Raw genomic sequence first — 25,730 nt, 5'->3', positions numbered from 1 at the left:
AGCCGGTATTGCCCTGGCCAGGGCGGGTCAGCGTGGAAGGTGCGCAGTGACAGCGACTGGATTACCAGACGATCTGGTCGCGCAGGGCGCGGTAGTCGCGTCGGACGTGGTGGGACAGCGTATCCAGACGCTCCCAGCGGTAATGGTGATTCAAGGCAAAAACCATGGCGATTCAGCAACCTCTTGCAGGATAGGGGGTTGAGACCAACCAGGGGTCGCATGGGGGCCATGCGACATATTCTGGGATGAACGGGCGATTCTATCAGCCTTCGCTGTGGGAAGGTTGATGCCATGTAATACCTGTGTCACATGGCTGTGTTCTGAATCAGGCTTATACGGCCACCGGGGCTTTGATGGCGGGATGGTGCTGGTAGCCGACGATTTCAAAGTCGTCGAACGCGTAGTCGAAGACGCTGGCGGGCTGGCGTTGGATGCGCAGTTGCGGGTAGGCGAATGGGCTGCGGCCCAACTGGGTTTGTACCTGTTCGGTGTGGTTGTCGTAGATGTGGCAGTCGCCGCCTGTCCAGATGAAGTCGCCTGCCTGCAAACCGGTTTGCTGCGCCACCATGTGCGTGAGCAGGGCATAGCTGGCGATATTGAAGGGCACACCCAGGAACAGGTCGGCACTGCGCTGGTAGAGCTGGCAACTGAGCTTGCCATCGGCCACGTAGAACTGGAACAGGGCGTGGCAGGGCATCAGGGCCATGCGATCGAGTTCGCCCACGTTCCAGGCACTGACGAGGATGCGGCGCGACTCTGGGTTGGTCTTCAGGGTATCGATGACCTGGGCGATCTGGTCGATGTGCTGACCATCGGGGGTGGGCCAGCTGCGCCATTGCACGCCGTACACGGGGCCAAGGTCGCCGTCCTCACGCGCCCATTCGTCCCAGATGCTCACGCCATGCTGTTGCAACCAGCGCACATTGCTGTCGCCGCGCAGGAACCACAGCAATTCGTAGATGATGGACTTGAGGTGGACTTTCTTGGTGGTGACGAGTGGAAAGCCTTCGGACAGGTCGAAGCGCATCTGGTGGCCGAACACGCTGCGCGTGCCTGTGCCGGTGCGGTCGGCCTTGCGGGTTCCGTGCTCGAAGACGTGGCGCAGCAAGTCTTCGTACTGGGAGCGAACTGGCTGGGGCGGGACGATGACCGTCATGCCGCTTCCCCGGCTTGGGCATCGGCGGCAGGTGGCAGCACGGCGTTGGGGTTGAGGAGGCTGTGCGGATCGAGTGCCTGCTTGATGGAGCGCATCAGCGACAGGGCCACCGGGTCTTTGTAGTGCAGCAGTTCGGCGGGCTTGAGGGTTCCCACGCCGTGTTCGGCGGAGAAGGAGCCGCCGAAGAAGGCCACGGTGTCGTAGATGATGGCCTGAATGGGCTGTGCCAGTTCCTTGACAAATGCCTTGGGGTCTGCCCCCAGCGGAGCCTGCACGTTGAAGTGCAGGTTGCCATCGCCGAGGTGGCCGAAGTTGATGACGCGTGCATCCGGGTGGCTCTCTTGCAGTTGTGCCTTGGCGCGCTCCACGAAGGCGGGGATGCTGGAGGAGGTGACGGAAATATCGTGCTTCAGATGTACGCCTTCCTGTGCCTGTGCCAGCGGAATGTGTTCGCGGATGTCCCACATGCGCTGGCTTTGATCCAGGCTCTGGGCGACGGCACCATCGGTGAGCACGCCCGCTTCAAAGGCGGCTTCGAGCAGGCTTTCCAGGCGGCTCTGGGCGCGGGTTTCGCTTTCGTCGTCGGAGTATTCCAGCAGCACGAACACCTCTGCCGTGGTCGGGGCTATGGGCATGCGCAGTTGCGGCATGTGTTTTTCCACCAGTTGCAGCGCGGCCTGTTCCATGGCCTCGAAGCCGGTCAGGCCGGAGGCCAGGTGCTTCTGGCTCAGGGCCAGCAGTTCCACGGCATGGTGCAGCGAGGGGGTGGCCAGCCAGGCACAGGCGCGGGCGGCAGGCTGGGGGTAGAGCTTCAGGGTCGCGCCGGTGATGATGCCCAGCGTGCCTTCACTGCCAATGATGAGGTTGCGCAGATCGTAGCCGGTGTTGTCCTTGCGCAGCCCGGACAGGCCATTCCAGATGCGGCCATCGGCCAGCACCACTTCCAGCCCGATGCAGAGTTCGCGCGCATTGCCGTAGCGTACCACTTGCGTGCCGCCAGCGTTGGTGGCGAGGTTGCCGCCGATCACGCAACTGCCCTGGGCAGCCAGGCTGAGGGGAAACAGCAGCCCGGCGGACTTGGCGGCTTCTTGCAGGTTTTGCAGGATGCAGCCGGCATCCACCGTCATGCTGAGGTTGTGGGGGTCGATGCCACGGATGGTCTGCATGCGGCGCAGGCTCAGCACCACCTGCGTGCCGCTGCCATCGGGAATGCTGCCCAGCACCAGCCCGGTATTGCCCCCTTGCGGCACGATGGAAATGGCAGCTCCCTGTGCCTTGGCTTCGGCACAGAGCTTCACCACAGCGGCCACTTCCGAGGTGCTGGCGGGGCTGACCACCGCCAGGGCCTTGCCTTGCGCCAGGCCGCGCCAGTCCTGTTCCCAGAGGCTCAGATCGCCTTCGGTGTGAACGTGGTCGTGGCCCACGAGGGTGCGAAGTTGTTCGAAGAAAGAGGCGGGCAGAAAGGAGGTCATAAATCAGTCGGCAATCACGAAAAATCCAGAAGTGCCTGGCACGGTCGGCATGGAGTGCAGGCAAGGCGAATGCGCCATTATCGCGGTTTTGCCGGGATGGGGCAGGGCGGTGCTGCACAATCATGGCCGCATGCGCGGTGGAGCCCATTCGGGTATTCCTGCCATGATTTCTGAAGCTGGCCATTGTGAAAGGAAGCCTCTTTTGACACCGGAAAAACGCACAAGCGTGATTATTTACACCGATGGTGCCTGCAAGGGCAATCCTGGCGTGGGGGGCTGGGGGGCCGTGCTGCGCGCGGGCACGGCCGAGAAGGAGTTGTTTGGTGGCGCACGCAACACCACGAACAATCGCATGGAGTTGCAGGCGGTCATCGAGGCACTGGCGATTCTGAAACGCCCCTGCGACATCACGCTGTACCTTGACAGCCAGTATGTGCGCAAGGGCATCACCGAGTGGATCGAGGGGTGGAAGGCCAAGGGCTGGCAGACGGCAGGCAGGCAGCCCGTGAAGAATGTCGATCTGTGGCAGAAGCTGGACGATCTGGTGCAGAACCACGGCCACCGGATTCACTGGCAATGGGTCAAGGGTCATGCGGGCAACCCCGGAAATGAAAAGGCTGACGCATTGGCCAACCAGGGGGTTGCCAGCGTCAGCCGTTGAGAACCTGTTCAGAGATGATGAACAGGTTCTGGGAATAGGTACAGGCTGCTGCGGCCAATAGCCGCAGGGCCTGCCTGCCCTGGCCACCTGCCGCCTGGTTGGCGGCCATTGTGATGGTTGTGTCTCCTTGGGATCCAGTGGTTCGGGCGATGACTCTGACTGATGGATTCGTTTTTTTGGGGAAATGTCTCCGTCCAGCTTCTGACTGGTGAATGGCTCTGTCTTTACAGCGTGGGGTTGAGGGGCACGACCACCCGCCCGCGCACCTGCCCGGCCAGCAGGCGGCTGGCGGTGGGGATGGCATCTTCCAGCGGCACCTCGGTGATGAGGTGTTCCAGTTTGCCGATGTCCAGATCAGCGGCCAGTCGCTGCCAGGCCTGCAAGCGTGCGGCCTTGGGGGCCATCACGCTGTCCACACCTGCCAGCGTCACGCCGCGCAGAATGAATGGGGCGACGGTGGCCGGGAAGGCCATGCCTGCCGCCAGTCCACAGGCCGCCACTGCGCCACCGTACTGGATTTCGGCGCAGACATTGGCCAGCACATGGCCACCGGCCACGTCCACCGCACCGGCCCAACGTTCCTTGGCCAGCGGTTTGCCGGGCTGGCTGTAGCTGGCGCGGTCGATGATGGCCTGTGCACCCAGCGAGGTGAGGAAGTCGGCTTCTTCACTGCGTCCGGTCATGGCCGTGACGGCATAACCCAGCTTGGCGAGCACGGCAATGGCGACACTGCCTACGCCACCGGCGGCCCCCGTGACCAGCACCGGGCCTTGATCTGGCGTAACACCTTGTTTTTCCAAAGCCAGAACGCACAACATGGCGGTATAACCTGCCGTGCCCAGCCCCATTGCCTGGCGCAGCGTGAAGGGTTCCTGCAATGGAATCAACCATTCGCCCGGCACGCGTGCGCGCTCGGCCAGTCCGCCCCAGTGCTTTTCTCCCACGCCCCAGCCGTTGAGGACGACTTTGTCGCCCACGCGGTACTGCGGATCATCCGATGCCTCCACGACCCCGGCAAAATCGATGCCGGGCACCAGCGGATAGCGTCGCACGATGGGCGAAGTACCGGTGATGGCCAGCGCGTCCTTGTAGTTCAGCGTGGAATAGGCCACCCGCACCGTGACATTGCCTTCCGGCAGGCTGGCATCTTCCAGATCGTCGCGCAGATGCACGGTCTGGTTCTGGTCTTCCTTGTCGATCACGATCCCGCGAAACATAAACGGTGTCTCCTGTAGTGTGGTGGTGAAAATCAGGTCGGCTGGTGGGGGGACTGGACCAGGTGCATGAAGCCTCTGGCAAAAATATCCAGTGGCACGGCAGACTGCTCCAGCTTGGCGCGCAGTACCGCACCTTCCCAGCCGATCCAGAAATAGCTGGCGAACCACTCGCAGTCGCGCGAAGCCGGGATTTGCTGCTGGGCCTGTGCCTCTCGCAGACACTGGGCCATGCGCTGTTGCCACTCGCTGAAAACGTCGATCAGTTGCTGGCGAAACGATTCGGGCAGGGCATTCATCTCCTGCCCCAGATTGCCCACCAGACAACCGCGCTGGAAGCCATATTTCGCCATGCCGTTCTTGGCATCGTCCACGAAGTCCTGTACCCGTTGCAGCGGCGAGTGCGCCGGGTGCAGGAGGCAGCGTTCGAGCTTGCGGCAAAAGTACTCGTGGTAGGCGGCAATCAGCACCTGGCCGAAGGCTTCCTTGCTGCCGAAGTAGTGATAGAAGGAGCCTTTGGGCACGCCCACCTGACGCAGCACTTCTTCGATGCCGACACTGGAATAGCCACGCTGCGTCAGCATGACCAGGCCCGCCTGCACCAGCAACTGGCGGGTATCGGCGTAGGGTCGAGTGTTGTCCCTAGGCGGGCGACCGCGCCGTTTGCTGGCATTGGAGCAGGGATCAACAGGCATGTGTGCTTAAATTTAGACTGATTGTTTAATTATGCAGAAAAAAACAGGGGTGAAACCCATCGATGCGTAAAAATTTTCATGTCATCGGCTGCGACTATCATGTCTCGAAAACAGCCGCATTGGCTGGAGGAGGGATATGAGTCACTCTGTCGAGACCGAGCGCAACAGCCCCTGGGCTGTTTTTGTGATTTTTCTGTGGCTGGGGCTGACAGCCTTTGGTGGCCCCGTTGCCCATTTGGGTTATTTCCGTGAAGAATTCGTGCTGCGCCGGCATTGGCTGAGCGAGCATGAGTACGCAGACTTGGTGGCTCTATGCCAGTTTCTGCCTGGCCCTGCCAGCAGTCAGGTGGGTATTGCACTGGGGTTGTCCCGAGCGGGCTATGCAGGGGCGTGGGCTGCCTGGGCCGGCTTTACGTTGCCTTCGGCCACGCTGCTGATTCTGTGCGCGCTGGGCGTGGCTCGCTACGGTGACGCGATCCCACCGGGTCTGCTGCATGGGCTGAAGGTGGTGGCTGTGGCCGTTGTGGTTCAAGCCGTCTGGGGTATGTCACGCAGTCTGTGCCCGGATGCACCACGCATCGGCATCATGGTGGTGGCGGCTGGCTTCGCGTTGCTGGTGCCCACAGTGTGGGGGCAGATGGCAGTGATGGCGATGGCGGCCATGGTGGGGGTGCTGTGGCTTCGTGCTGCTGTTCCGGCCGTGACTCAGAAGCCTGTGCCGCATACCCGGCGGCTGCGTGCAGGTCTGTATTGCCTGATATTGTTTTGCGGGTTGCTGTTGGGTTTGCCACTGTTGTCGGCCATGTTTGCGTCGCCATGGCTGAGCATGGTTGATGCTTTCTATCGTGTGGGATCTCTGGTGTTTGGTGGTGGGCATGTGGTTATGCCATTGCTGCAAGCCGAACTCGTGCCGTCTGGCTGGGTGAATCCCGATGTTTTTCTGGCTGGGTATGGTCTGGTGCAGGCTGTTCCTGGGCCGTTATTCACGTTCGCCGCTTTTCTGGGGGCCTCCATGAACCATGAACCTGCCGGATGGTTGGGAGGAGTCGTCTGTTTGCTGGCCATTTTCGCGCCATCCTTCCTGTTGGTAGTGGGGGTATTGCCGTTCTGGGAGCGGCTGCGCTCCCATGCCCGCATGCGATCGGCCCTGTCTGGCACCAATGCTGCCGTCGTGGGGCTGTTGCTGGCTGCCCTGTACCGGCCGGTATGGACAGGAGCCATCCACACACCGTTGGATGGCGGACTGGTTTTATTGGCCTTGGTGGCATTGATGGCATGGAAACTGCCGCCATGGTTGGTGGTGCTGGGCGGAGGGTTGGTCGGCTGGTTGATTCAGACGGTATGGTGAATATGGGACTGGGCAGGAGTGTGCCCAGTATTTTCGTGGGCCATGAAAAAAGCCGCCCATGAAGCGAGCGGCCACACCATTGCCGATTGGCAAATGAGCTGACTACGGAGCCATTACATCACAGGGCTTCGCTGGCGAAGTCGGCCAGGCGGGAGCGTTCGCCGCGTGCCAGGGTGATGTGTCCGCTGTGTCGCCAGCCCTTGAAGCGATCGACCACATAGGTCAGGCCCGAGGAGCCTTCGGTGAGGTAGGGGGTGTCGATCTGGGCGAGGTTGCCCATGCAGATGATTTTCGTGCCGGGGCCGGCGCGGGTGATGAGGGTTTTCAACTGCTTGGGCGTGAGGTTCTGCGCTTCGTCGATGATGAGGTATTTGTTCAGGAAGGTGCGCCCGCGCATGAAGTTCATGCTCTTGATCTTGATGCGGCTGCGCACCAGTTCGTTGGTGACGCTGCGCCCCCAGTCGCCGCCGGCGGTGGCGGCACCGCTGCCGAGGAATTCCAGGTTGTCGTCCAGCGCGCCCATCCACGGCCCCATTTTCTCTTCTTCGGTGCCGGGCAGAAAGCCGATGTCTTCGCCCACGCTGACGGTGGCGCGGGTCATGATGATTTCGCTGTAGCGACGTTCATCGAGCACCTGGGCCAGTCCGGCGGCAAGGGCCATCAGGGTCTTGCCGGTGCCTGCCGTGCCCGCGAGGGTGACGATGTCGATGCTGGGGTCCATCAGCAGGTTCAGGGCGAAGTTCTGCTCGCGGTTGCGCGCGCTCACGCCCCAAACGGTTTTCTTGCTGCTCGTGTAGTCGCGCAGGGTCTTGAGCACGGCGGTGTCGCCTTGCAGCTCCTGCACGATGGCATAGAGTCCGGTTTCGCCCGGGGTCTCGAAATAGACGAACTGGTTGATGAGCATGGATTGCACGGCCTGTCCGCTGACGCGGTAGAAGGTGTCGCCCTGTGATTGCCAGCTTTCGAGTTTTTTGTTCTGCTTCTGCCAGAAGTTGTCAGGCAGGGCGAGCGCGCCGCTGTAGAGCAGTTCGTCGTCGTCCAGGGCCTTGTCGTTCTGGTAGTCTTCGGCGGCCAGCCCCAGGGCGCGGGCCTTGACGCGCATGTTGATGTCCTTGGACACCAGCACCACTTCGCGCTCCGGGTGGCTGCGGCTGAGCGATTGCACCACGCCCAAAATCTGGTTGTCGGCCTTGCCTTGCGGCAGGGTCAGGGGCAGTTCATTGTCCAGCAGCGTGGTCTGGAAGATCAGCTTGCCGCGTGCCTGTTTCTGGCCAGAGGCATCCAGCGGCAGGCCGTCGGAGAGGTCGGTGGCGGTGTTGAGCGAGACCAGTGCGTCCAGGCTGCGGCTGACCTGGCGGCCATTGCGGGCGACTTCGGTCGCGCCTTTCTTGTGGGAGTCGAGTTCTTCCAGTACCACCAGCGGCAGGTAGATGTCGTGTTCCTCGAATCGGAACAGGCTGGTGGGGTCGTGCAGCAGCACGTTGGTGTCGAGCACGAAGAGCCGGGTGGCGGTGCTGGCGGGCGTGGCCTTGCGCCGGTTGCTTTTGCGCCGTGGAGCCGTGGTGGTATCGGGGTGGGCTGTGGCAGGTGCTGGAACGGCGGGTGTTTCTGTCGGGGCAGCGGCTGCCGCCACGGGCGGTGTCTCTGGTGGCAGGAGCGGGGTTTGCACGGCGGCTGCCTGAGGGATCGATGGGGCTTTGCGTGTCCGGGTCGCTTTGCTGGCTGGCGCAGTGGGGGCCGATGCTGTGGCGGTCACGGCATCCGTGACTTCGACCGGGATGGGGGGAATGGGGTTGTCAGATGCGCCGCTGTCAGCCTGTGCGCCGGTTTTCCTGCGGCCTTTGGCAACCGCCTTGGGGTAGTCGCTGGGAGAGAGGATGGTTCCGCGGGCGGTTGGGGCTGGTGGCAGTGGCATACGCAGTGAATCGGGGATGGGTGGGGGAGGCCGTTGCGGGGCAATGGGGCAGTGAACCTGCCCCGCTGCTGTCAGATTATGCACAGGTTGTCTGGCATGAGAGGGCAAAAAGCAGAAGGCAGGCAGATACCTCGAAAAGCGAGGCGCGTCACACCCAGCGCAGGCTGGCGAGGTCGTTCACGAACACGGGCATGTCGCGCCAGAGGCCGCGCAGGTTGCGGTGCGCCACTGTGACCCATTGGGGCTGGTAAAGGAAGACATTCACCGCATCTTCAGCCAGCAGGCGTTGGGCATTGCCCAGCAGGCGGGCGCGTTCGGCGGGCTGGCTGGTGTGCTGGATTTTCTGCCAAAGCTCACGGAAAGCCTCCGAGTCGTAGCCCCAGTAGTAGTCGCGCTTGGCGTAGTTGCCCAGGTCGAATGGTTCGACGTGGGAGATCAATGTCAGGTCAAATTGGTGCTTGCCGTAGGTCTGGCTCAGCCACTGCGCCCATTCCACGTTTTGCAGTTCGACCTGAATGCCGATTTTGGCCAGCAGTGCAGCGACGATGACACCGCCCTGGCGTGCGTAGGGTGCGGGCGGCAGGGTCATTTTCAGCTTCAGCGGGGTTTTGACACCGGCTTCCTTCAGCAGGGCGATGGCCTTGTCGGCATCGAAGGGGTTGATGCCGGTGGTATCCACATAGCCGAACGCACCGGGGACGTAGTGACTGCCAATGGGCACGCCCAGGCCGTCGCCAGCCCCCTCGATGATGGCCTTGCGGTCGATGGCGGCGGCAATGGCACGGCGCACGCGCACGTCATTGAGAGGGCTGCGCCGGTTGTTGATGGCCAGGATGGTTTTGGCGCGTGAGCCGCTGACGATGACCTGGTAGCGGTTGTTGTTTTCGAACTGGGTGATGCTGCGTGGCGAGACACGCGGGAAGGCATCGATGTCGCCTGCCAGCAGGCTGGCAACCTGGGCGGCCGGGTCGGATATGAAGCGAAATTGGGCCTGTTCGATGCGGATGCTGGCGGCCCTGGAGTGATCGGCCCAGCGTTTGAGGGTCACGGATGCCCCCTTGCTCCATTGGGCCAGTCGGTAAGGGCCGGTTCCGACGGGGCGGCTGGCATTCTGGCTGGCACTCTGGGGTTCGACGATGATGGCGGTGGCCTGCCCGAGCTTGAACAGCAGGTCGGGGTCGATTTCGCTGTGGGTGAGGGTGAGCGTGTATTCGTTCACCACTTCGGTATTCAGGCTGCTGAACAGGGCCTTGTCCTTGTTGGTGCTTTTGTCGGACTTGGCACGGTCGAAGGCGAACTTGACGGTGTGGGCATTGCAGGGTTCGCCATTGTGAAAGCGCGCATCGGTGCGCAGGCGGAACGTGTAGGTTTTCAGGTCGGGGGCGACATTCCAGCTTTCGGCCAGCAGTGGCGAAACGCTGCCATCGGCGTTGATTTTGGTGAGTGTTTCGTAGATGTTGTAGAGGGTGATTTCCGCAATCGAGGAGGCGGCATTGGCGGTGGGGTCCATGCCAGTGGGCTCCAGGGCGAGGGCCAGGGATACGGTGTTTTTCTCGGACTGGCTCCAGGCGTTGGCTGGGGCGTACAGCCCCATGGGAGCCAGGGCACTGCTGGCCAGAAAAATACGGCGGTTCAGCATGGGATCAATTCCTTGTCAGGGACAGAGTTGGGGGTGAATGGGGAGTCGGGCGCACGGGAGCCGATATTGCACAGGTGCAGGGCTGCGTGCTGGTCGTTCGGCAGCGAGGGGGCAGGGGGAAATGCCCCTGCATGTCCCGTCGGAGCGTGCCTGTCTGGGTGCGATGCTATAGACCGTGAGTTTCCGAAATGGTGCCTGCCATCGCATCAGAAAGGGCACGGCATTGCGTCAGACACTCGCGTCAATTTTCATAGGCGGGAGGCAGCGGGTCGGGAGGCGTGATCGTGATGGTGCCCCAGCGTCGGCTCGATGCCGGAGCTGCTTTCTCGGTGGATGGTGCAGGCTGGTTGCTTGCGGCCACGGGGGCCACTGTGCTGGTGGGCTGGTGTGGATTGCGCTGTTGGGCAGGGGAAAGCACGACAGGTTCCAGTGGAATCTTGGGCAGATTGGCCAGTTGTCGGCGTGCCTGATTGGCCGCAGGAATGCGCACCAGCGGCTTGCGCTGGGTGCGGCGGCTGGGCTGTGCGGCTTGCGGAGCGGATTGGCGCGTGGCCCTGCGAACCCAGAGAGCTTTCTCGATATCGCTCAACTGGCTGTAGACCTGCCAAGCGGATGCGCCATTGGCTTGCAGTTGCGCTTGTTGCTCGTCGAACAGGCGGCGGATGCCGATGCGTTCGTTTTCATCCAGGCGGCTCCAGGGACTGATGCGCTCGGCCAGTAAGTCCACCGCTGCGGCATCGAGTTGCCGTGCCTTCTGGGCCACAGCCAGCCAGCGGCGTTTTTCGGCACTGCTCAGATAAGGCCAGCTGCTTTGCAGGCTTTGCAATACGGCCTGCTGCTGGCTGGACAGGTCTTGCCACAGCGGGCGTGTGATATGCACGCCTGCCACCAGTGCCGGGGCACTGCCGGGGTCTGTGGCTGTGGGGGTATCGGTGGTCTGAAGAGGCGAATGGCCCAATGCCGCATCAGCCGCTTGCTGGTGGAAGAACCCCGGATCACCAAACAGCGTCAGCGGGCCGCTGTAGTGCAGCCCATCGGGCAGCACGGGGCGGATATGGGGTCTGTGTTTCCCGTTCCAGACGAGCAGCAGGCACAGCAAAGTCAGCACGGCCACCAGTGCGGCGACATAAAGCCGCGCAGACAAGGGCGACCGTATGGGAGCGGTGAGAAAGCTTGAATCAGGCAAAGCGAACAGCAACCAGAAAATCAGCGGGAAGGCGAAGGCTGATTGTGCCCTGTTTCGGTTTGGGGTGGTTGATAGGCTTTGAGAAATTCCACGAATCCGGGGTCTGTCCATGCCTGTGGTGGCACTTCACTGGAGAGGATCTGAATATCCTGTTCGATGTGGCTCGTCAGGCCATCGTCGCTGACGGCACCCTGCATGAATGCTGCCGTGGCTCCGGCTGCGGCAATCGGCAGGGCGGCCAGCAGGCGTTGCCACCAGGTGAAGCGGATGGTGCGGCGTTGTTTGGCAGGAGTGTGCGCGTGCGTGGCCTGTTGCTGTGCCTGGCGGTGTGCAGCCAGTGCCTGCAATCGCATGGCCGACAGCCGTGCGGTGATGTCGGCGGGCAAATCCTGCGCATGGGCAGTTTTCAGGGCTTGACCCAGTCGCAGTGCCAGGGCTTCGGTATCTTCTGGAGGGTGGTGGCGTGTGTGATGCTTCATGGTCTAATTCCCTGGGCGGCCAGAATTTCGCTGAGGGCCTTGGTGGCGCGGTGGCAGTGTGTCTTGACGCTGCCCTCCGAGCATCCCATGGCGGCAGCGGTTTCGGCAACGTCCATTTCTTCCCAATAACGCATGATGAACGCTTCGCGTTGACGTGCTGGCAGGGTTTCCAGTGCTTTTTCGATGGCGTTCAGGATTTCCTGGCGTTCGTGGCTAGCCTGCGCACTCTCGACCAGGGTTTGTCCGTGCGGCCCGGCGTAGTGCTCCAGCAAGGCGTAAGGGCTGTCGTCCCCGTCCCGTTCGGTCGCGGCACTTTCCCAGTCGTCCATGTTGCTGAAGAGGGCATTACGGGTTTTCTGCCGGCGAAACCAGTCCAGCGTGGTGTTGGCCAGAATGCGGTTGAAGATCATGCGGATTTCGTCGATCGGCTTGTCCGCGTATTTCTCGGCCAGGCTCATCATGCTGTCCTGCACGATGTCCAGTGCCGCGTCCACATCCTTGACATGGAACAGGGTGCGCTTGAAGGCGCGTTTGTCCACCTCAAGCAGGAAATCGGACAGTTCTTTTTCGGATGCCAAGGCGGAACCTGAATGCCAGTTCAGAAACGGTGGGCCAACCGGAAAGTCCCTGTGTGGGCACAGTCTCTCCTGGACTGCGCCACGCGCTTCGATGGGAACGGTTCTGAATTCATGCTGACCCTTTTGTATCTTTCCCTTTTTGACCCAGAGGCCGGATTATCCCCGAAATACCCCACCGGCAATACCGCAGCCTGTACTGATGTTTTGCCATGCCAAACCGGAAAATAGTGGATAATCACCGCCTTCATCCCAATCTCAACTTTGCAAACGGAACATGGCTTGGCCTTGCGCACAATAGTGCGTTGCATGCCGGTGGTCATGTTCTCAAGTTCCGAGCACGCTTCATAAGAGTCGTTGCGAGGAGCACCCAAGGTTTTTCAGTCTGAAAATCTCGAAAGGTTCATCATGGAAATCTCCAAGGCGGAATACCAGTCCGCAGCCGACGCGGTTCGCCAGTCCGCCGCAGCCCCTGAACTGATGGGCGCGGACATCCTTCTCAAATCCCTTGCAGCCGAAGGCGTGGAGTACATCTGGGGCTACCCAGGCGGAGCCGTCCTCTACATCTACGATGCCATCTATCGTCAGGAAACCGTCCAGCATGTGTTGGTGCGCCATGAGCAGGCCGCTGTGCATGCGGCCGATGGCTACGCCCGCGCTACTGGCAATGTCGGCGTGGCTCTGGTGACATCCGGCCCCGGCCTGACCAATGCCGTCACCGGCCTGGCTACCGCTTACATGGACAGCATTCCGATGGTGGTGATCTCGGGGCAGGTTCCCTCCCCAGCCATTGGTTTCGATGCCTTTCAGGAGTGCGACACCGTGGGTATTACCCGTCCGGTGGTCAAGCACAACTTCCTGGTCAAGAATGCCGAGGACTTGGCCCTGACGGTCAAGAAGGCATTCCACATTGCCCGCACGGGCCGTCCCGGCCCTGTGGTGATCGACATACCCAAGGACATTTCCTTCAAGAAGGTGCCGTATGCCGGCTACCCTGAAACGCTGGAAATGCGCTCCTACAACCCGGTGCGCAAAGGCCATGTCGGGCAGATCCGCAAGGCATTGCAGTACCTGCTGTCGGCCAAACGTCCCTATATTTATGCCGGTGGTGGGGTCATTCTGGGCAATGCCACCCAGGAGCTGCGCCTGCTGGCCAAGAAGCTCGGCTACCCCGTCACCAATACGCTGATGGGGCTGGGGGCCTTCCCGGCCTCTGACCCGCAATTCCTCGGAATGCTGGGCATGCACGGCACCATCGAGGCCAACAATGCCATGCAGCAGTGCGACGTGCTGATTGCCATCGGTGCGCGTTTTGATGACCGCGTCATCGGCAACGTCAAGCACTTTGCCCAGAACGAGCGCAAGATCATCCACATCGATGTCGATCCATCTGTCATCTCCAAGCGCGTGAAGGTGCAGGTTCCCATCGTGGGCGACTGCAAGGATGTGCTGACCGAGATGCTGTCCCTGCTGGACGAAACCGAGCAGCAGCCCGATGCTCAGGCCCTGAAGGAGTGGTGGCACACCATTGAAGGTTGGCGCAGCCGCAAGTGTCTGGACTACGATCGCCACAACACCGAAGTCATCAAACCCCAGTATGTGGTGGAAACCCTCTGGAACATGACCAAGGACGATGACGTGTACATCACGTCCGATGTCGGTCAGCACCAGATGTGGGCAGCGCAGTATTACCGTTTTGATGAGCCGCGCCGCTGGATCAATTCCGGTGGCCTGGGAACCATGGGTGTGGGTATTCCCTACGCCATGGGCATCAAGCTGGCCAAGCCGCAGAGTGAAGTCTTCACCATCACCGGTGAAGGGTCGGTGCAGATGTGCATTCAGGAGCTGTCCACCTGTTTGCAATACAACACCCCCATCAAGATCTGTGCGCTCAACAACCGTTATCTGGGCATGGTGCGCCAGTGGCAGGAAATCGAATATTCCGGTCGCTACAGCCACAGCTATATGGACGCATTGCCCAACTTCGTCAAGCTGGCCGAAGCCTATGGCCATGTGGGTCTGCTGGTCGAGCGGCCACAGGATGTGGAAGGAGCCTTGCGCGAGGCGCGCAAGCTCAAGGATCGCACAGTGTTCCTGGACTTCCGCACCGACCCCAGCGAGAACGTGTTCCCGATGGTGCAGGCCGGCAAAGGCATTACCGAGATGCTGCTGGGAGCCGAAGACCTGTAACCGGATGGCTGCCGCAGGCTGCGGGTCGTGCGGTGGCCTTTCCTGTCCTTTTATCTCTCTGTAAAACCCAACTCAGGACTGCGATAATCAAGTAGTTCTCTGGTTTCGATTAACTTTGGCCGCTGGACTGGCGGTGTCAGCCCGTGGAGAAGCTGTAAGTCCTGTGTCTCTTTGAGGCATTGGCTGGGTTCTGTGAAACGGGAATTCCCTGACTTTAGGCAGGGGAGGATGTCAATTCCAAGATGAATCAATTGCCTGCCAAGCCCCGGTATTACCGTGCCGGTGGGGAGGGCAGCGAAAAGAGGAGTTATAAACCATGCGCCATATCATTGCGGTGCTGATCGAAAACGAACCGGGCGCGCTCTCGCGCGTGGTCGGGCTGTTTTCTGCACGCGGCTACAACATCGAGTCCCTCATCGTGGCTCCTACCGAGGATCCATCCCTGTCGCGCATGACCATCCAGACCCACGGGTCGGATGACACCATCGAACAGATCACCAAACACCTCAACCGCCTCATCGAGGTCGTCAAGGTGGTCGATCTGACCGAAGGGGCCTATACCGAGCGCGAACTGCTGATCGTCAAGGTGCGGGCAGCGGGCAAGGAGCGCGAGGAAGTCAAGCGCACCACCGACATTTTCCGGGGGCATATCATCGATGTCACCGACAAGAGCTACACGATCGAGCTGACCGGCATCCAGTCCAAGATCGATGCGTTTCTGGCCGCGCTCGACCAGAGCATCATTCTGGAGACGGTGCGCACCGGCCCCAATGGCATTGGCCGTGGCGAGCGCATTCTGAAAGTCTGAGTCTGACGCTGTTGTCAGGCCCGATGGGCAAGTTCCATTGAAACAACCCCCATTGCATTCCCAGTGTTTTTCCGTTTTTGCATGAACCGCAGGAGTTAATCATGAAAGTTTTCTACGACAAGGATTGTGATCTGAGCCTCATCAAGGGCAAAACCGTGGCCATCATCGGCTATGGCAGCCAAGGTCACGCACACGCCCAGAACCTCAACGACAGCAAGGTCAATGTGGTGGTGGGTCTGCGCAAGGGTGGGGCCTCCTGGCCCAAGGCCGAAAAAGCCGGCCTGAAGGTGCTGGAAGTGGCCGAAGCCGTCAAGGCCGCCGATGTGGTCATGATCCTCCTGCCCGACGAGGACATCGCTGCCGTGTACAAGGAACAGGTCGAGCCGAACATCAAATCCGGCGCGTCGCTGGTGTTCGCCCACGGCTTCAACGTCCACTACAACCAGGTCGTGCCCCGTGCCGATCTGGATGTCTGGATGGTGGCTCCCAAGGCTCCCGGCCACACCGTGCGCAATACCTACACCCAGGGTGGTGGCGTTCCCCACCTGATCGCCGTGCACCAGGACCAGTCTGGCAAGGCACGCGACCTGGCCCTGTCCTACGCTTCTGCCAACGGCGGTGGCAAGGCTGGCATCATCGAAACCAACTTCAAGGAAGAGACCGAAACCGATCTGTTCGGTGAACAGGCCGTGTTGTGCGGCGGTGCGGTGGAGCTGGTGAAGATGGGCTTCGAAACTCTGGTGGAAGCCGGTTACGCTCCTGAAATGGCCTACTTCGAGTGCCTGCACGAACTCAAGCTGATCGTCGATCTGATCTACGAAGGCGGCATCGGCAACATGAACTACTCGATCTCCAACAATGCCGAGTTCGGCGAGTACGTCACTGGCCCTGAAGTCGTGAACGAAACCTCGCGCGAAGCCATGCGCAATGCCCTCAAGCGCATCCAGAACGGCGACTATGCCAAGATGTTCATCCAGGAAGGTCGCCTGAACTACCCCAGCATGACCGCCCGTCGTCGCAATACCGCCGACCACCCGATCGAACAGGTCGGTGGCCAACTGCGTTCCATGATGCCCTGGATTGCCAAGAACAAGCTGGTTGATCAAACCCGCAACTGATTTCCATCGGCTTGCAACGGGCTGCCATTGTGCGGCCCGTGCCAGACACCTCAAGGTCGCTTTGCAGCGGCCTTTTTTATTTTGCGGGACAATCGCTGCTGCCACGGACAGATGCCACTCCCGGCCGTGCGGGTGGCGCAAAGGACTTGATTGGTGAACCAGAAAACCTCCCACAACGCACCTGCCACGCCTGCGACCCCTGCTCAAGGGCAGATGTTGCAATACCCAGACTCTCCCTTCCAATTGTTCCAGCCCTATCCACCGGCAGGCGATCAGCCCGCAGCCATCGATGCACTGGTGGAAGGCGTGGAAAACGGCGAAGTGTTCCAGACCCTGCTGGGAGTGACAGGCTCCGGCAAGACTTTCACGATGGCCAATGCGATTGCGCGGCTGGGTCGCCCTGCCATTGTTTTCGCGCCCAACAAGACCTTGGCTGCGCAGTTGTACAGCGAGTTCCGCGAGTTCTTCCCGAAGAATGCCGTGGAGTATTTCGTCAGTTATTACGACTATTACCAGCCCGAAGCCTATGTGCCGCAGCGCGATCTTTTCATCGAGAAAGATTCCGCCATCAACGAACACATCGAGCAGATGCGCCTGTCGGCCACCAAGAGTGTGCTGGAACGGCGCGACACCGTCATCGTCGCCACCGTCTCGGCCATCTACGGCATTGGCGCGCCGGAAGACTACACGCAGATGCGTTTCATCGTGCGCAATGGCGACACCATCCACCAGCGCGAGGCCATCGCGCAACTGGTGCGGATGCAGTACCAGCGCAACGACGTGGAACTGAGCCGGGGCAGCTTTCGGGTGCGGGGCGACACCATCGATGTATTCCCGGCCGAAAACTCGGAACTGGCACTGCGCATCGAGCTGTTCGATGACGAAGTGGAGAACCTGCAACTGTTCGACCCCCTCACTGGGCGCGTGGTGCAGCGCATTCCGCGTTTTGTTATCTATCCCGGCAGCCACTACGCCACGCCCCGCGACAAGGTGCTGACTGCCGTCGAGCGTATCAAGGAAGAATTGCGCGAGCGCGTGGCCCAGCTCACCGGCATGGGCAAGCTGGTGGAAGCCCAGCGTCTGGAACAGCGCACCCGCTTCGATCTGGAAATGCTCAGCGAAGTCGGGCATTGCAAGGGCATCGAGAACTACAGCCGCCACCTCAGCGGTGCGGCGGCAGGCGATCCTCCGGCCACGCTGACCGATTACCTGCCCGATGATGCCCTCATGTTCCTGGACGAAAGCCACCAGATGATCGGCCAGCTCAACGCCATGTACAACGGCGACCGTGCCCGCAAGCAGACGCTGGTGGAATACGGCTTTCGCCTGCCTTCGGCAATGGACAACCGGCCACTGAAGTTCGAGGAATTCGAGCAGCGGATGCGCCAGGTCATCTTTGTCTCGGCCACACCGGCCCGATACGAGCAGGAACATGCCAGCAATGTGGTCGAGCAGATCGTGCGCCCCACCGGCCTGCTGGATCCGGAAGTGGAAGTGCGACCGGCCACCACCCAGGTGGACGATGTACTCCAGGAAATCCGCACACGCACCGAGATGGGCGACCGGGTGCTGATTACCACCCTGACCAAGCGCATGGCGGAACAGCTGACCGAGTACCTGGGTGACAACGGCGTGAGAGTGCGCTATCTGCACAGCGATGTGGATACCGTCGAGCGTGTCGAGATCATCCGCGACTTGCGGCTGGGAGCCTTCGATGTATTGGTGGGCATCAATTTGCTGCGTGAAGGGCTGGACATTCCCGAAGTCTCACTGGTGGCCATTCTCGATGCCGACAAGGAAGGCTTTCTGCGGGCCGAGCGCAGCCTGATCCAGACCATTGGCCGGGCGGCGCGCAATGCACGCGGTACGGCCATTCTCTATGCCGACCGGATGACGGACTCCATGCAGCGTGCCATTGGCGAAACCCGGCGCAGACGCGAAAAGCAAATGGAGCACAACCAGAGGCATGGCATCACCCCGCAAACCATTGTCAAACAGGTGCGCGACCTGATCGATGGCGTGTACAGCGAAAAAGCCAGCAAGGAGGTGCAGCAGCAGGCGGTGCACAGTGTCTGGAACACCGAAATACTGGAGATGGGCGAGAAGGAAGCAGCACGCGAAATCAAGCGACTGGAGAAACAAATGCTGGAATGTGCCCGCAACCTGGAATTCGAGCAGGCAGCGCAGTTGCGCGACAGGCTCCAGCAACTCAAAAGGCATTTGTTTGGTGCGGATGGTTCTGCGCCAGCCTGATGCCCGTGCCGCATCATGCACTTGTCCGCTGCGACAGGGGTGTGTCACGCTACATTGGTAACAGATTGATATTACAAAAAAATCCCATGAAAATTACCTGACAAATTTAATGGGGATTATGGTATAATTCGGGCAAACACTAAGTCAGACTTCATATCCATTGATGGGGTTCGTTGCCCATCAACCATGTATCTGTAATCAGTGAGGACGGTGCCTTGCATTGTGTCAGTTACCGCTGACTGCAAGGTGTTTCTTTCCCTGCACGAACAAGGAACCCACCATGCGTCTCACCACCAAAGGGCGTTTTGCCGTAACTGCCATGATTGATCTGGCCCTGCGCCAAGGCAGTGGCCCTGTGACGCTGGCCGCCATCAGCCAGCGTCAGCAAATTTCCCTGTCTTATCTGGAGCAGCTCTTTGGCAAGCTGCGTCGCCACCAACTGGTGGAGTCCACGCGCGGCCCCGGCGGGGGCTATACCCTGGCACGCAAGGCCAAGGACATCACGGTGGCCGACATCATCGTTTCCGTGGACGAGCCGATCGATGCCACGCACTGTGCGGGCAAGGAAAACTGTCACGGCACAGGCCAGCGTTGCATGACGCACGATCTGTGGACCATGTTGAACCAGCGCATGGTGGAGTTTCTGGATTCGGTGGATTTGCAAAAGCTGGTGGACGAGCAGATCGCCAAAGGCGTTTACATCGAAGACCGTGGGCCGGCCAAGCGTGCCATTTCTTCCGCCCCGGTGGTCAAGCCCATTCGGGTCAATGCACCCAACTCGGTCTTTGCACTGGGCGGTGCTTTTGCCAAAACCTGATTTTCTGACAGCAGGTTTGGATTCGACTGGCTGCTGCCCCATGTCTGGTGTGCAGTGATCGGTTCTGCGATGGGCGAAAGTAACTGTTTTTGCCTCTGTGTGACTTTTTACAATTTCAATTCCCATGACCCCACATTTCCCCGTTTATCTGGACTATGGTGCCACCACCCCGGTGGATCCCCGCGTCGTCAATGCCATGATTCCGTGGCTGGGTGAGCATTTCGGCAATGCCGCTTCGCGCAGCCATGCCTGGGGCTGGGAAGCTGAAGAAGCGATTGAAAAGGCCAGAACCCAGGTGGCCGACCTGATCGGGGCAGATTCGCGCGAAATCGTCTGGACCAGCGGTGCCACCGAGTCCGACAACCTGGCCATCAAGGGCGCGGCACACTTCTACCAGACCAAGGGCAAGCACCTCATCACGGTCAAGACCGAGCACAAGGCGGTGCTCGATACCATGCGCGCGCTGGAGCGTGAGGGTTTTGAAGTCACTTATCTGGATGTCAAGGACGATGGCCTGCTGGATCTGGATGTGTTCAAGGCCGCCCTGCGTCCCGACACGATTCTGGTCAGCGTCATGGCTGTGAACAATGAAATCGGTGTCATTCAGGACATGACTGCCATTGGCCGCATCTGCCGCGAGAAGGGCATCATCTTCCATGTGGATGCTGCCCAGGCCACCGGCAAGATCGAAATCGACCTCAAGACCCTGCCCGTGGATCTGATGAGCCTGGCCTCGCACAAGTCCTATGGCCCCAAGGGCATCGGTGCCCTGTATGTGCGCCGCAAGCCACGGGTGCGCATCGAGGCGCAAATGCACGGTGGCGGGCATGAACGCGGCATGCGCTCGGGCACCCTGGCTACCCACCAGATCGTGGGCATGGGAGAAGCCTTCCGCATTGCCAGGGAAGAAATGGCGCAGGATCGGGAACATGCCGCACGGCTGCAAAAACGCCTGCTGGATGGCCTGACGGACATTGAACAGGTGTTCATCAATGGCGACCTGACCCAGCGTGTACCGCATAACCTGAACATCAGCTTCAACTACGTGGAAGGCGAATCCCTCATCATGGGCATCAAGGGTGTGGCAGTGTCGTCCGGCTCTGCCTGTACCTCGGCCAGCCTGGAACCCAGCTATGTGCTGCGTGCCCTGGGACGCACCGATGAGCTGGCACACAGCAGCCTGCGCATGACTTTTGGCCGCTTCACCACCGAGGAAGAAGTGGACTATGCGATTGCCACCATCCGTGAGAATGTACACAAGCTGCGCGAACTCAGCCCGCTGTGGGAGATGTACAAGGACGGCATCGACCTGAGCACCATTCAGTGGGCCGCACACTGAATACCGACTGGTACGGAACTACGGCGGCATTGGGTTCATCCCACACGGTAAACAAAACAACCCCATGAAAAGGAGCTTGCAATGGCTTATTCAGACAAAGTAATCGACCACTACGAAAACCCCCGCAACGTGGGATCGTTCGATAAGGGCGACACCACCGTGGGCACGGGTATGGTGGGCGCACCTGCCTGCGGCGATGTGATGAAGCTGCAAATCAAGGTCAATCCCGACACCGGCATCATTGAGGATGCCCGCTTCAAGACCTACGGTTGTGGCTCTGCGATTGCCTCTTCGTCGCTGGTGACCGAGTGGGTCAAGGGCAAGACGCTGGATGAAGCGGCTGCGCTGAAGAACTCCATCATTGCCGAAGAACTGGCACTGCCCCCGGTGAAGGTGCACTGTTCGATTCTGGCCGAGGATGCCATCAAGGCTGCCGTACAGGACTACCGTGCCAAGCAAACGGTGGAAGCGGCAGTCTGACGACTGTTCATTGTCTGGAAAGGAGGCATCGGTATGGCTGTGACTTTGACCGAAGCGGCTGCACGGCATGTCAGCCGTTACCTGAGCCGAAGGGGCAAAGGGGTTGGTGTGCGCCTGGGGGTCAAGACCACAGGCTGTTCCGGCATGGCTTACAAGCTGGAATATGTGGATGAAGTGGATGCCAGCGATCTCGTGTTCGAGAACCATGGCATCAAGGTGCTGGTCGATCCCAAGAGTCTGGCTTACCTGGACGGCACCGAACTGGACTTTGTCCGCGAAGGGCTGAACGAGGGTTTCAAGTTCAGCAACCCGAACGAGCGCGACCGCTGCGGTTGTGGCGAGAGTTTTCGCATCTGAGTTCAGGCTGGGCGGCGTGCGTGCCGTCCTGTGCCGCTCCCACTTCAACCGCCAGACGGTGTTTGCTGGCGGTTTTGTTTTGTCATGAATCTCCAATCCAACGATTTTGAAATACTGGGCCTCGCACCATCCTTCGGGCTGGATGCCGAGGAGTTGTCCCGACGCTGGAAGGCCTTGCAGGCACAGGTGCATCCCGACCGGTTCGTGGCCAGCAGTGCCGTCGAGAAGCGCGTGGCCATGCAGTGGTCGGTGCGCATCAACGAGGCATACCAGCGGCTGCGCGAACCGCTGGAACGGGCAGCCTATCTGTGTGAGCTGCATGGGATATCGTTGGGTGAGGAAGACAATACCGCCATGCCACCGGCCTTTCTGATGCAGCAACTGGAATGGCGGGAGGCACTGGACGATGCGAACACCCTGGCGGAACTGAAGGCGTTGCAGGCCGAGGTACAGCAATTTCAGCAGAGCCTGTTCGATCAGGCGGCGCACGCACTGGATGCGCAGCAGGACTATGCAGTGGCCGCGCAGCATGTGCGTGCATTGATGTTTCTGGCGCGTTTTCTCCAGGCGGTGCAAGTGCGGTTGCGTGTGCTGGCCGATGCCACGGAGTCGGACATGCCTGTCCGGTGAATGAATCAATAAAGGATACCCCTACATGGCCTTGATGCAAATTGCCGAGCCGAACCAGAGCCTTGACCCCCACCAGTTCAAGCTGGCCGTGGGCATTGACTTGGGAACGACGCATTCCCTCGTGGCCGCTGTTCGCCACGGTCTGGCAGAGTGCCTGCCCGACGCAGAAGGCCGCGTGCTGTTGCCATCGGCCGTTCACTACGGAGCCGATGGCCGTCGGCGCATCGGCTATGCTGCCTTGCAGGCGGCCGCCACCGACCCGGCCAATACCGTGGTTTCTGCCAAGCGGTTGATCGGACGTGGTCTGGCGGATGTGGCCGATGCGGTGGTGCACTTGCCCTATCGCCTGCATGAACATGGACAGGATGACGGGCACATCAGTCTGGCCATCGAGACGGCGGCGGGCGAGAAAACGCCCGTGGAAGTCAGTGCCGAAATTCTGGCGACACTGCGCCAACGTGCCGAAGACAGTTTCGATGCCGATCTGTTCGGGGCGGTGGTCACTGTGCCTGCCTATTTCGACGATGCCCAGCGGCAGGCCACCAAGGATGCCATTGGCCTGGCGGGCATCAAGCTGCTGCGCCTCATCAATGAGCCTACGGCAGCGGCCATCGCCTACGGACTGGACAACGCAGCCGAAGGCATCTATCTGGTCTATGACCTGGGCGGCGGCACCTTCGATGCTTCCATTCTGCGCATGAGCAAGGGCGTGTTCGAGGTGATTGCCACGGGCGGTGATTCTGCGCTGGGCGGTGACGATTTCGATGCCGCCATCGTGCAGTGGGTGATTGCCCAGACTGGTGCGGTTCCCGCTGACAGTCTGCAAAAATCGCAGGCCTTGCAGGCGGCAAGGCAGGCCAAGGAGCTGATGGCCACACAGGACGAAGCGGCGTTGCGGGTGGAGTGGGCGGCGCATCCGCACACGCTGTCGCTCACCCGTGCGCAGTTGAGCGAACTGGCACAACCGCTGGTGGCACGCACCTTGCAGGTGCTGCGCAATACCCTGGCGGATGCGCGGCTGCAAACCTCGCAGGTGCAGGGCGTGGTCATGGTCGGCGGCTCCACCCGGTTGCGCGACGTGCAGGACGCCGTCGCGGCCATGTTCGGTCGCGAGCCACTCAACGATCTCAATCCCGATGAAGTCGTGGCTCTGGGGGCATCCATCCAGGCCAACCAGTTGGCGGGCAATCCACATGACGAAGCATTGCTGCTGCTGGATGTCGTGCCGCTGTCGCTGGGGGTGGAGACCATGGGGGGACTGACCGAGCGCATCATCCACCGCAACGAAACCATTCCGATTGCCAAGGCGCAGAATTTCACCACCTACAAGGACGGGCAGACTGCACTGGCCATCCATGTGGTGCAGGGCGAGCGTGATCTGGTGCAGGACAATCGCAGTCTGGCGCGCTTCGAGTTGCGCGGCATTCCGCCGATGGTGGCCGGGGCGGCACGCATTCGCGTGACCTTCACCGTCGATGCCGATGGATTGCTGAGTGTATCGGCGCAGGAGCTGACTTCCGGTGTGCAAGCCAGCGTCCAGGTCAAACCCTCGTATGGGTTGAGCGATGCGCAGGTCGAGCAGATGCTCAAAGAGAGCTTTCACACCGCCCAGCAGGATATTCAGGCGCGGGCACTGGCCGAGGCGCGTGTCAATGCCGAACGCCTCATCATCTCCACGCAGACCGCCTTGCAGGCCGATGGCGATCTGCTGGATGTGGAACAGCGCGGTGCCATTGAGGCACTGGTGGCACGGTTGCAGACCGTCATGGCCGACCAGACACTGTCCACACCCGCTGCCATTGACAAAGCCGCCAACGCGCTGAATGCCGGCACGGAACGCTTTGCCGCCGAGCGCATGAACCGCAGCATCCAGAATGCCCTGGCGGGCCAGCAGGTGCAGTCGTTCTGAATCTGCGTGCACACTCCGAATCGATGGAAACCATGCCAAAAATTACCGTACTCCCCCACGTCGAACTGGCACCCGAAGGTGCTGAAATCACTGTGCCGACTGGCACAACCATTTGCGAGGCCTTGCTGGAAAATGGCATAGCGATTGAACATGCCTGCGACATGAGTTGTGCCTGTACCACTTGCCATGTGGTGGTGCGCAAGGGACTGGAATCGCTCAACGAATCCACCGAAGAAGAGGATGATTTGCTGGACAAGGCCTGGGGGCTGGAGATGCAGTCGCGCCTGAGTTGCCAGACCATTCTGGCGCAGGAAGATGTGACGGTGGAAATTCCCCGCTACACCATCAATCACGCCAAGGAAAACCACTGAGGTTCTGAAGCCATGCGCCAAATCATTCTGGATACCGAAACCACCGGCCTGTCGTGGGCCGATGGCGATCGCGTCATCGAAATCGGTTGCGTGGAGCTGCTCAACCGGCAACTCACCGGCAACAACCTGCACTACTACCTGAAGGTGGATCGGGACAGCCACCCCGATGCGCTGCGGGTACACGGCATCACCACCGAGTTTCTGCGCGACAAACCCGGCTTTGAGCAGGTGGTGGATGAATTCCTGCATTTTCTGCATGATGCGGAACTCATCATCCACAATGCCCCGTTCGACGTGGGCTTTCTCGACAGTGAATTGCGCCGCATTGGACGGCCACCACTGGGCCAGCATGTGTTGGGTGTGGTGGACAGCCTGGTGCTGGCCAAGAGCCATTTTCCCGGCAAGCGCAATTCGCTGGACGCGCTGTGCGACCGATTCGACATCGACAAATCCTCGCGTACCTTGCACGGGGCCTTGCTGGACTCGGAATTGCTGGCGCGGGTGTATATCCACCTCACACGCGGTCAGGAAGCCCTGCTGGTCAGTGGCGAGGAAGAAGCCACCGAGCAGCCAGACAGTCGGCAGCCACAGGCCCAGGATGCGTCGCCACTGGATTTCGCATTGGCACTGGATTTGCCCGTAGTCTATGCTTGCGAGCAGGAGTTGCAGGCCCACGAAGCGGTACTCGCAGGCATCGACAAGGATAGCCAGCAGGCCACCGTGTGGCGACAGCTATCTGCCGCTGTGTAGTGAGTAGGGCGGATTGGCTGCCTGAAGTTCCCCCCATTGACCGGACACCTTATATTTCTCAAAGAAGGAGTCCATCATGTCTTCAAAACGCCCGCAGTATCCACCTGAGTTTCGCAGTCAAATTGTTGAGCTGGCCAAAGCAGGTCGCACACATGCTGAACTTGCCCGAGAGTTTGGATGCCACGCCACCAGCATTGGCACCTGGGTTCGCCAGAGTCAAATTGATGAAACCGGCGATACGTCTTCAGATGCACCGTTGAGCACCGCTGAGCGCCAAGAATTGACCGCATTACGGCGCGAGCTCAGGCAAGTTAAGCAGGAGCGCGATATCTTGGCAAAGGCTACAGCCTGGTTTGCTCACAAAAGCG

Annotated in this window: 24 protein-coding genes; 15 read left to right on the top strand and 9 right to left on the bottom strand. The window is 60.5% G+C overall.

Going from position 1 to position 25,730, the window contains the following annotated elements:
- Window positions 1-331 precede the first annotated feature (331 nt).
- Together BUE21_RS08180 and BUE21_RS08175 are read right to left on the bottom strand one after the other, a co-directional pair.
- On the bottom strand, window positions 332-1,156 hold the full coding sequence (locus BUE21_RS08180) for a thymidylate synthase (protein WP_073356202.1): 825 nt from the start codon (window positions 1,154-1,156) through the stop codon (window positions 332-334).
- A complete protein-coding gene (locus BUE21_RS08175; protein ID WP_073356201.1) occupies window positions 1,153-2,628 on the bottom strand; it encodes an FAD-binding oxidoreductase in 1,476 nt (491 codons plus the stop codon). The genes BUE21_RS08180 and BUE21_RS08175 overlap by 4 nt, the downstream gene beginning before the upstream one ends.
- Window positions 2,629-2,854: 226 nt before the next feature.
- Between BUE21_RS08175 and rnhA the strand changes: the two genes are divergently transcribed.
- On the top strand, window positions 2,855-3,289 hold the full coding sequence (rnhA, locus tag BUE21_RS08170; RefSeq protein WP_073356200.1) for a ribonuclease HI: 435 nt from the start codon (window positions 2,855-2,857) through the stop codon (window positions 3,287-3,289).
- A 224-nt stretch (window positions 3,290-3,513) separates the two neighbouring features.
- On the opposite strand, the gene acuI is transcribed toward rnhA, so the two are convergent.
- Both acuI and acuR read right to left on the bottom strand, forming a co-directional pair.
- Window positions 3,514-4,506, bottom strand: coding sequence for an acrylyl-CoA reductase (NADPH) (gene acuI / locus BUE21_RS08165; protein ID WP_073356199.1), 993 nt, complete (start codon window positions 4,504-4,506; stop codon window positions 3,514-3,516).
- 32 nt (window positions 4,507-4,538) lie between these two features.
- Window positions 4,539-5,198: an acrylate utilization transcriptional regulator AcuR gene (acuR, locus tag BUE21_RS08160; protein WP_073356198.1), complete on the bottom strand. Its 660-nt coding sequence runs from the start codon at window positions 5,196-5,198 to the stop codon at window positions 4,539-4,541.
- A 136-nt stretch (window positions 5,199-5,334) separates the two neighbouring features.
- Between acuR and chrA the strand changes: the two genes are divergently transcribed.
- Entirely contained in the window at window positions 5,335-6,546 is a 1,212-nt protein-coding gene (chrA, locus tag BUE21_RS08155; protein ID WP_073356197.1) for a chromate efflux transporter, read from the top strand.
- A gap of 118 nt (window positions 6,547-6,664) precedes the next feature.
- Here chrA and BUE21_RS08150 read toward each other — a convergent pair whose 3' ends face one another.
- From BUE21_RS08150 to BUE21_RS08130, 5 genes are all read right to left on the bottom strand, one after another.
- Window positions 6,665-8,461: a PhoH family protein gene (locus BUE21_RS08150; protein ID WP_073356196.1), complete on the bottom strand. Its 1,797-nt coding sequence runs from the start codon at window positions 8,459-8,461 to the stop codon at window positions 6,665-6,667.
- Window positions 8,462-8,609: 148 nt separating this feature from the next.
- The gene (locus BUE21_RS08145) at window positions 8,610-10,100 is read right to left on the bottom strand and encodes an ABC transporter substrate-binding protein (RefSeq protein ID WP_073356195.1); all 1,491 of its coding nucleotides are present in this window, start codon (window positions 10,098-10,100) and stop codon (window positions 8,610-8,612) included.
- A 241-nt stretch (window positions 10,101-10,341) separates the two neighbouring features.
- Window positions 10,342-11,244: a DUF3106 domain-containing protein gene (locus BUE21_RS08140; RefSeq protein WP_073356194.1), complete on the bottom strand. Its 903-nt coding sequence runs from the start codon at window positions 11,242-11,244 to the stop codon at window positions 10,342-10,344.
- A 62-nt stretch (window positions 11,245-11,306) separates the two neighbouring features.
- On the bottom strand, window positions 11,307-11,765 hold the full coding sequence (locus BUE21_RS08135) for a DUF3619 family protein (RefSeq protein WP_073356193.1): 459 nt from the start codon (window positions 11,763-11,765) through the stop codon (window positions 11,307-11,309).
- A complete protein-coding gene (locus BUE21_RS08130; protein WP_073356192.1) occupies window positions 11,762-12,343 on the bottom strand; it encodes an RNA polymerase sigma factor in 582 nt (193 codons plus the stop codon). The genes BUE21_RS08135 and BUE21_RS08130 overlap by 4 nt, the downstream gene beginning before the upstream one ends.
- Before the next feature lie 405 nt (window positions 12,344-12,748).
- On the opposite strand from BUE21_RS08130, the gene BUE21_RS08125 reads away from it, so the two are divergent.
- The 13 genes from BUE21_RS08125 to BUE21_RS14205 all read left to right on the top strand — a co-directional run.
- Window positions 12,749-14,530, top strand: a complete 1,782-nt coding sequence (locus BUE21_RS08125; RefSeq protein WP_073356191.1) for an acetolactate synthase 3 catalytic subunit — start codon at window positions 12,749-12,751, stop codon at window positions 14,528-14,530.
- A gap of 316 nt (window positions 14,531-14,846) precedes the next feature.
- Window positions 14,847-15,338, top strand: a complete 492-nt coding sequence (gene ilvN / locus BUE21_RS08120; protein ID WP_073356190.1) for an acetolactate synthase small subunit — start codon at window positions 14,847-14,849, stop codon at window positions 15,336-15,338.
- A gap of 101 nt (window positions 15,339-15,439) precedes the next feature.
- Complete coding sequence (gene ilvC / locus BUE21_RS08115; RefSeq protein WP_073356189.1) at window positions 15,440-16,456, top strand: ketol-acid reductoisomerase; 1,017 nt, start codon at window positions 15,440-15,442, stop codon at window positions 16,454-16,456.
- Between the two features lie 213 nt (window positions 16,457-16,669).
- On the top strand, window positions 16,670-18,709 hold the full coding sequence (uvrB, locus tag BUE21_RS08110) for an excinuclease ABC subunit UvrB (RefSeq protein WP_073356245.1): 2,040 nt from the start codon (window positions 16,670-16,672) through the stop codon (window positions 18,707-18,709).
- 280 nt (window positions 18,710-18,989) lie between these two features.
- Window positions 18,990-19,526 (top strand): Fe-S cluster assembly transcriptional regulator IscR, encoded by a 537-nt coding sequence (gene iscR / locus BUE21_RS08105; RefSeq protein ID WP_073356188.1) that lies wholly within the window; start codon window positions 18,990-18,992, stop codon window positions 19,524-19,526.
- Between the two features lie 118 nt (window positions 19,527-19,644).
- Window positions 19,645-20,865 carry an IscS subfamily cysteine desulfurase gene (locus BUE21_RS08100; RefSeq protein WP_073356187.1) on the top strand — a complete coding sequence of 407 codons (1,221 nt, stop codon included), beginning with the start codon at window positions 19,645-19,647 and terminating at the stop codon, window positions 20,863-20,865.
- A gap of 81 nt (window positions 20,866-20,946) precedes the next feature.
- Window positions 20,947-21,345, top strand: a complete 399-nt coding sequence (gene iscU / locus BUE21_RS08095) for a Fe-S cluster assembly scaffold IscU (RefSeq protein ID WP_073356186.1) — start codon at window positions 20,947-20,949, stop codon at window positions 21,343-21,345.
- 33 nt (window positions 21,346-21,378) lie between these two features.
- Window positions 21,379-21,702, top strand: a complete 324-nt coding sequence (iscA, locus tag BUE21_RS08090) for an iron-sulfur cluster assembly protein IscA (RefSeq protein ID WP_073356185.1) — start codon at window positions 21,379-21,381, stop codon at window positions 21,700-21,702.
- A gap of 84 nt (window positions 21,703-21,786) precedes the next feature.
- Window positions 21,787-22,332, top strand: a complete 546-nt coding sequence (gene hscB / locus BUE21_RS08085; RefSeq protein ID WP_073356184.1) for a Fe-S protein assembly co-chaperone HscB — start codon at window positions 21,787-21,789, stop codon at window positions 22,330-22,332.
- Between the two features lie 25 nt (window positions 22,333-22,357).
- Window positions 22,358-24,241, top strand: coding sequence for a Fe-S protein assembly chaperone HscA (gene hscA, locus BUE21_RS08080; RefSeq protein WP_073356183.1), 1,884 nt, complete (start codon window positions 22,358-22,360; stop codon window positions 24,239-24,241).
- A gap of 32 nt (window positions 24,242-24,273) precedes the next feature.
- Window positions 24,274-24,612, top strand: coding sequence for an ISC system 2Fe-2S type ferredoxin (gene fdx / locus BUE21_RS08075; RefSeq protein WP_073356244.1), 339 nt, complete (start codon window positions 24,274-24,276; stop codon window positions 24,610-24,612).
- A 12-nt stretch (window positions 24,613-24,624) separates the two neighbouring features.
- Window positions 24,625-25,362: a DNA polymerase III subunit epsilon gene (gene dnaQ, locus BUE21_RS08070; RefSeq protein ID WP_073356182.1), complete on the top strand. Its 738-nt coding sequence runs from the start codon at window positions 24,625-24,627 to the stop codon at window positions 25,360-25,362.
- Between the two features lie 76 nt (window positions 25,363-25,438).
- The coding region (locus tag BUE21_RS14205; RefSeq protein ID WP_084523053.1) for an IS3 family transposase at window positions 25,439-25,730 on the top strand (292 nt) is incomplete at its 3' end.

It is taken from the genome of Lampropedia hyalina DSM 16112, assembly GCF_900129055.1.
GTDB lineage: Bacteria > Pseudomonadota > Gammaproteobacteria > Burkholderiales > Burkholderiaceae_C > Lampropedia > Lampropedia hyalina.
The sequence above is the reverse complement of the archived record's forward strand: the minus strand, read 5'-3'. Positions and strand labels throughout refer to the sequence as shown.

Coding starts and splice junctions, on each gene's coding strand:
- BUE21_RS08175 (WP_073356201.1), bottom strand. CDS start 2,628: ATGACCTCCTTTCTGCCCGCCTCTTTCTTCGAACAACTTCGCACCCTC.
- fdx (WP_073356244.1), top strand. CDS start 24,274: ATGCCAAAAATTACCGTACTCCCCCACGTCGAACTGGCACCCGAAGGT.
- acuR (WP_073356198.1), bottom strand. CDS start 5,198: ATGCCTGTTGATCCCTGCTCCAATGCCAGCAAACGGCGCGGTCGCCCG.
- BUE21_RS08145 (WP_073356195.1), bottom strand. CDS start 10,100: ATGCTGAACCGCCGTATTTTTCTGGCCAGCAGTGCCCTGGCTCCCATG.
- BUE21_RS08180 (WP_073356202.1), bottom strand. CDS start 1,156: ATGACGGTCATCGTCCCGCCCCAGCCAGTTCGCTCCCAGTACGAAGAC.
- iscR (WP_073356188.1), top strand. CDS start 18,990: ATGCGTCTCACCACCAAAGGGCGTTTTGCCGTAACTGCCATGATTGAT.
- hscB (WP_073356184.1), top strand. CDS start 21,787: ATGAATCTCCAATCCAACGATTTTGAAATACTGGGCCTCGCACCATCC.
- BUE21_RS08125 (WP_073356191.1), top strand. CDS start 12,749: ATGGAAATCTCCAAGGCGGAATACCAGTCCGCAGCCGACGCGGTTCGC.
- BUE21_RS08135 (WP_073356193.1), bottom strand. CDS start 11,765: ATGAAGCATCACACACGCCACCACCCTCCAGAAGATACCGAAGCCCTG.
- chrA (WP_073356197.1), top strand. CDS start 5,335: ATGAGTCACTCTGTCGAGACCGAGCGCAACAGCCCCTGGGCTGTTTTT.
- ilvN (WP_073356190.1), top strand. CDS start 14,847: ATGCGCCATATCATTGCGGTGCTGATCGAAAACGAACCGGGCGCGCTC.
- dnaQ (WP_073356182.1), top strand. CDS start 24,625: ATGCGCCAAATCATTCTGGATACCGAAACCACCGGCCTGTCGTGGGCC.
- iscU (WP_073356186.1), top strand. CDS start 20,947: ATGGCTTATTCAGACAAAGTAATCGACCACTACGAAAACCCCCGCAAC.
- iscA (WP_073356185.1), top strand. CDS start 21,379: ATGGCTGTGACTTTGACCGAAGCGGCTGCACGGCATGTCAGCCGTTAC.
- ilvC (WP_073356189.1), top strand. CDS start 15,440: ATGAAAGTTTTCTACGACAAGGATTGTGATCTGAGCCTCATCAAGGGC.
- hscA (WP_073356183.1), top strand. CDS start 22,358: ATGGCCTTGATGCAAATTGCCGAGCCGAACCAGAGCCTTGACCCCCAC.
- acuI (WP_073356199.1), bottom strand. CDS start 4,506: ATGTTTCGCGGGATCGTGATCGACAAGGAAGACCAGAACCAGACCGTG.
- BUE21_RS08150 (WP_073356196.1), bottom strand. CDS start 8,461: ATGCCACTGCCACCAGCCCCAACCGCCCGCGGAACCATCCTCTCTCCC.
- uvrB (WP_073356245.1), top strand. CDS start 16,670: ATGTTGCAATACCCAGACTCTCCCTTCCAATTGTTCCAGCCCTATCCA.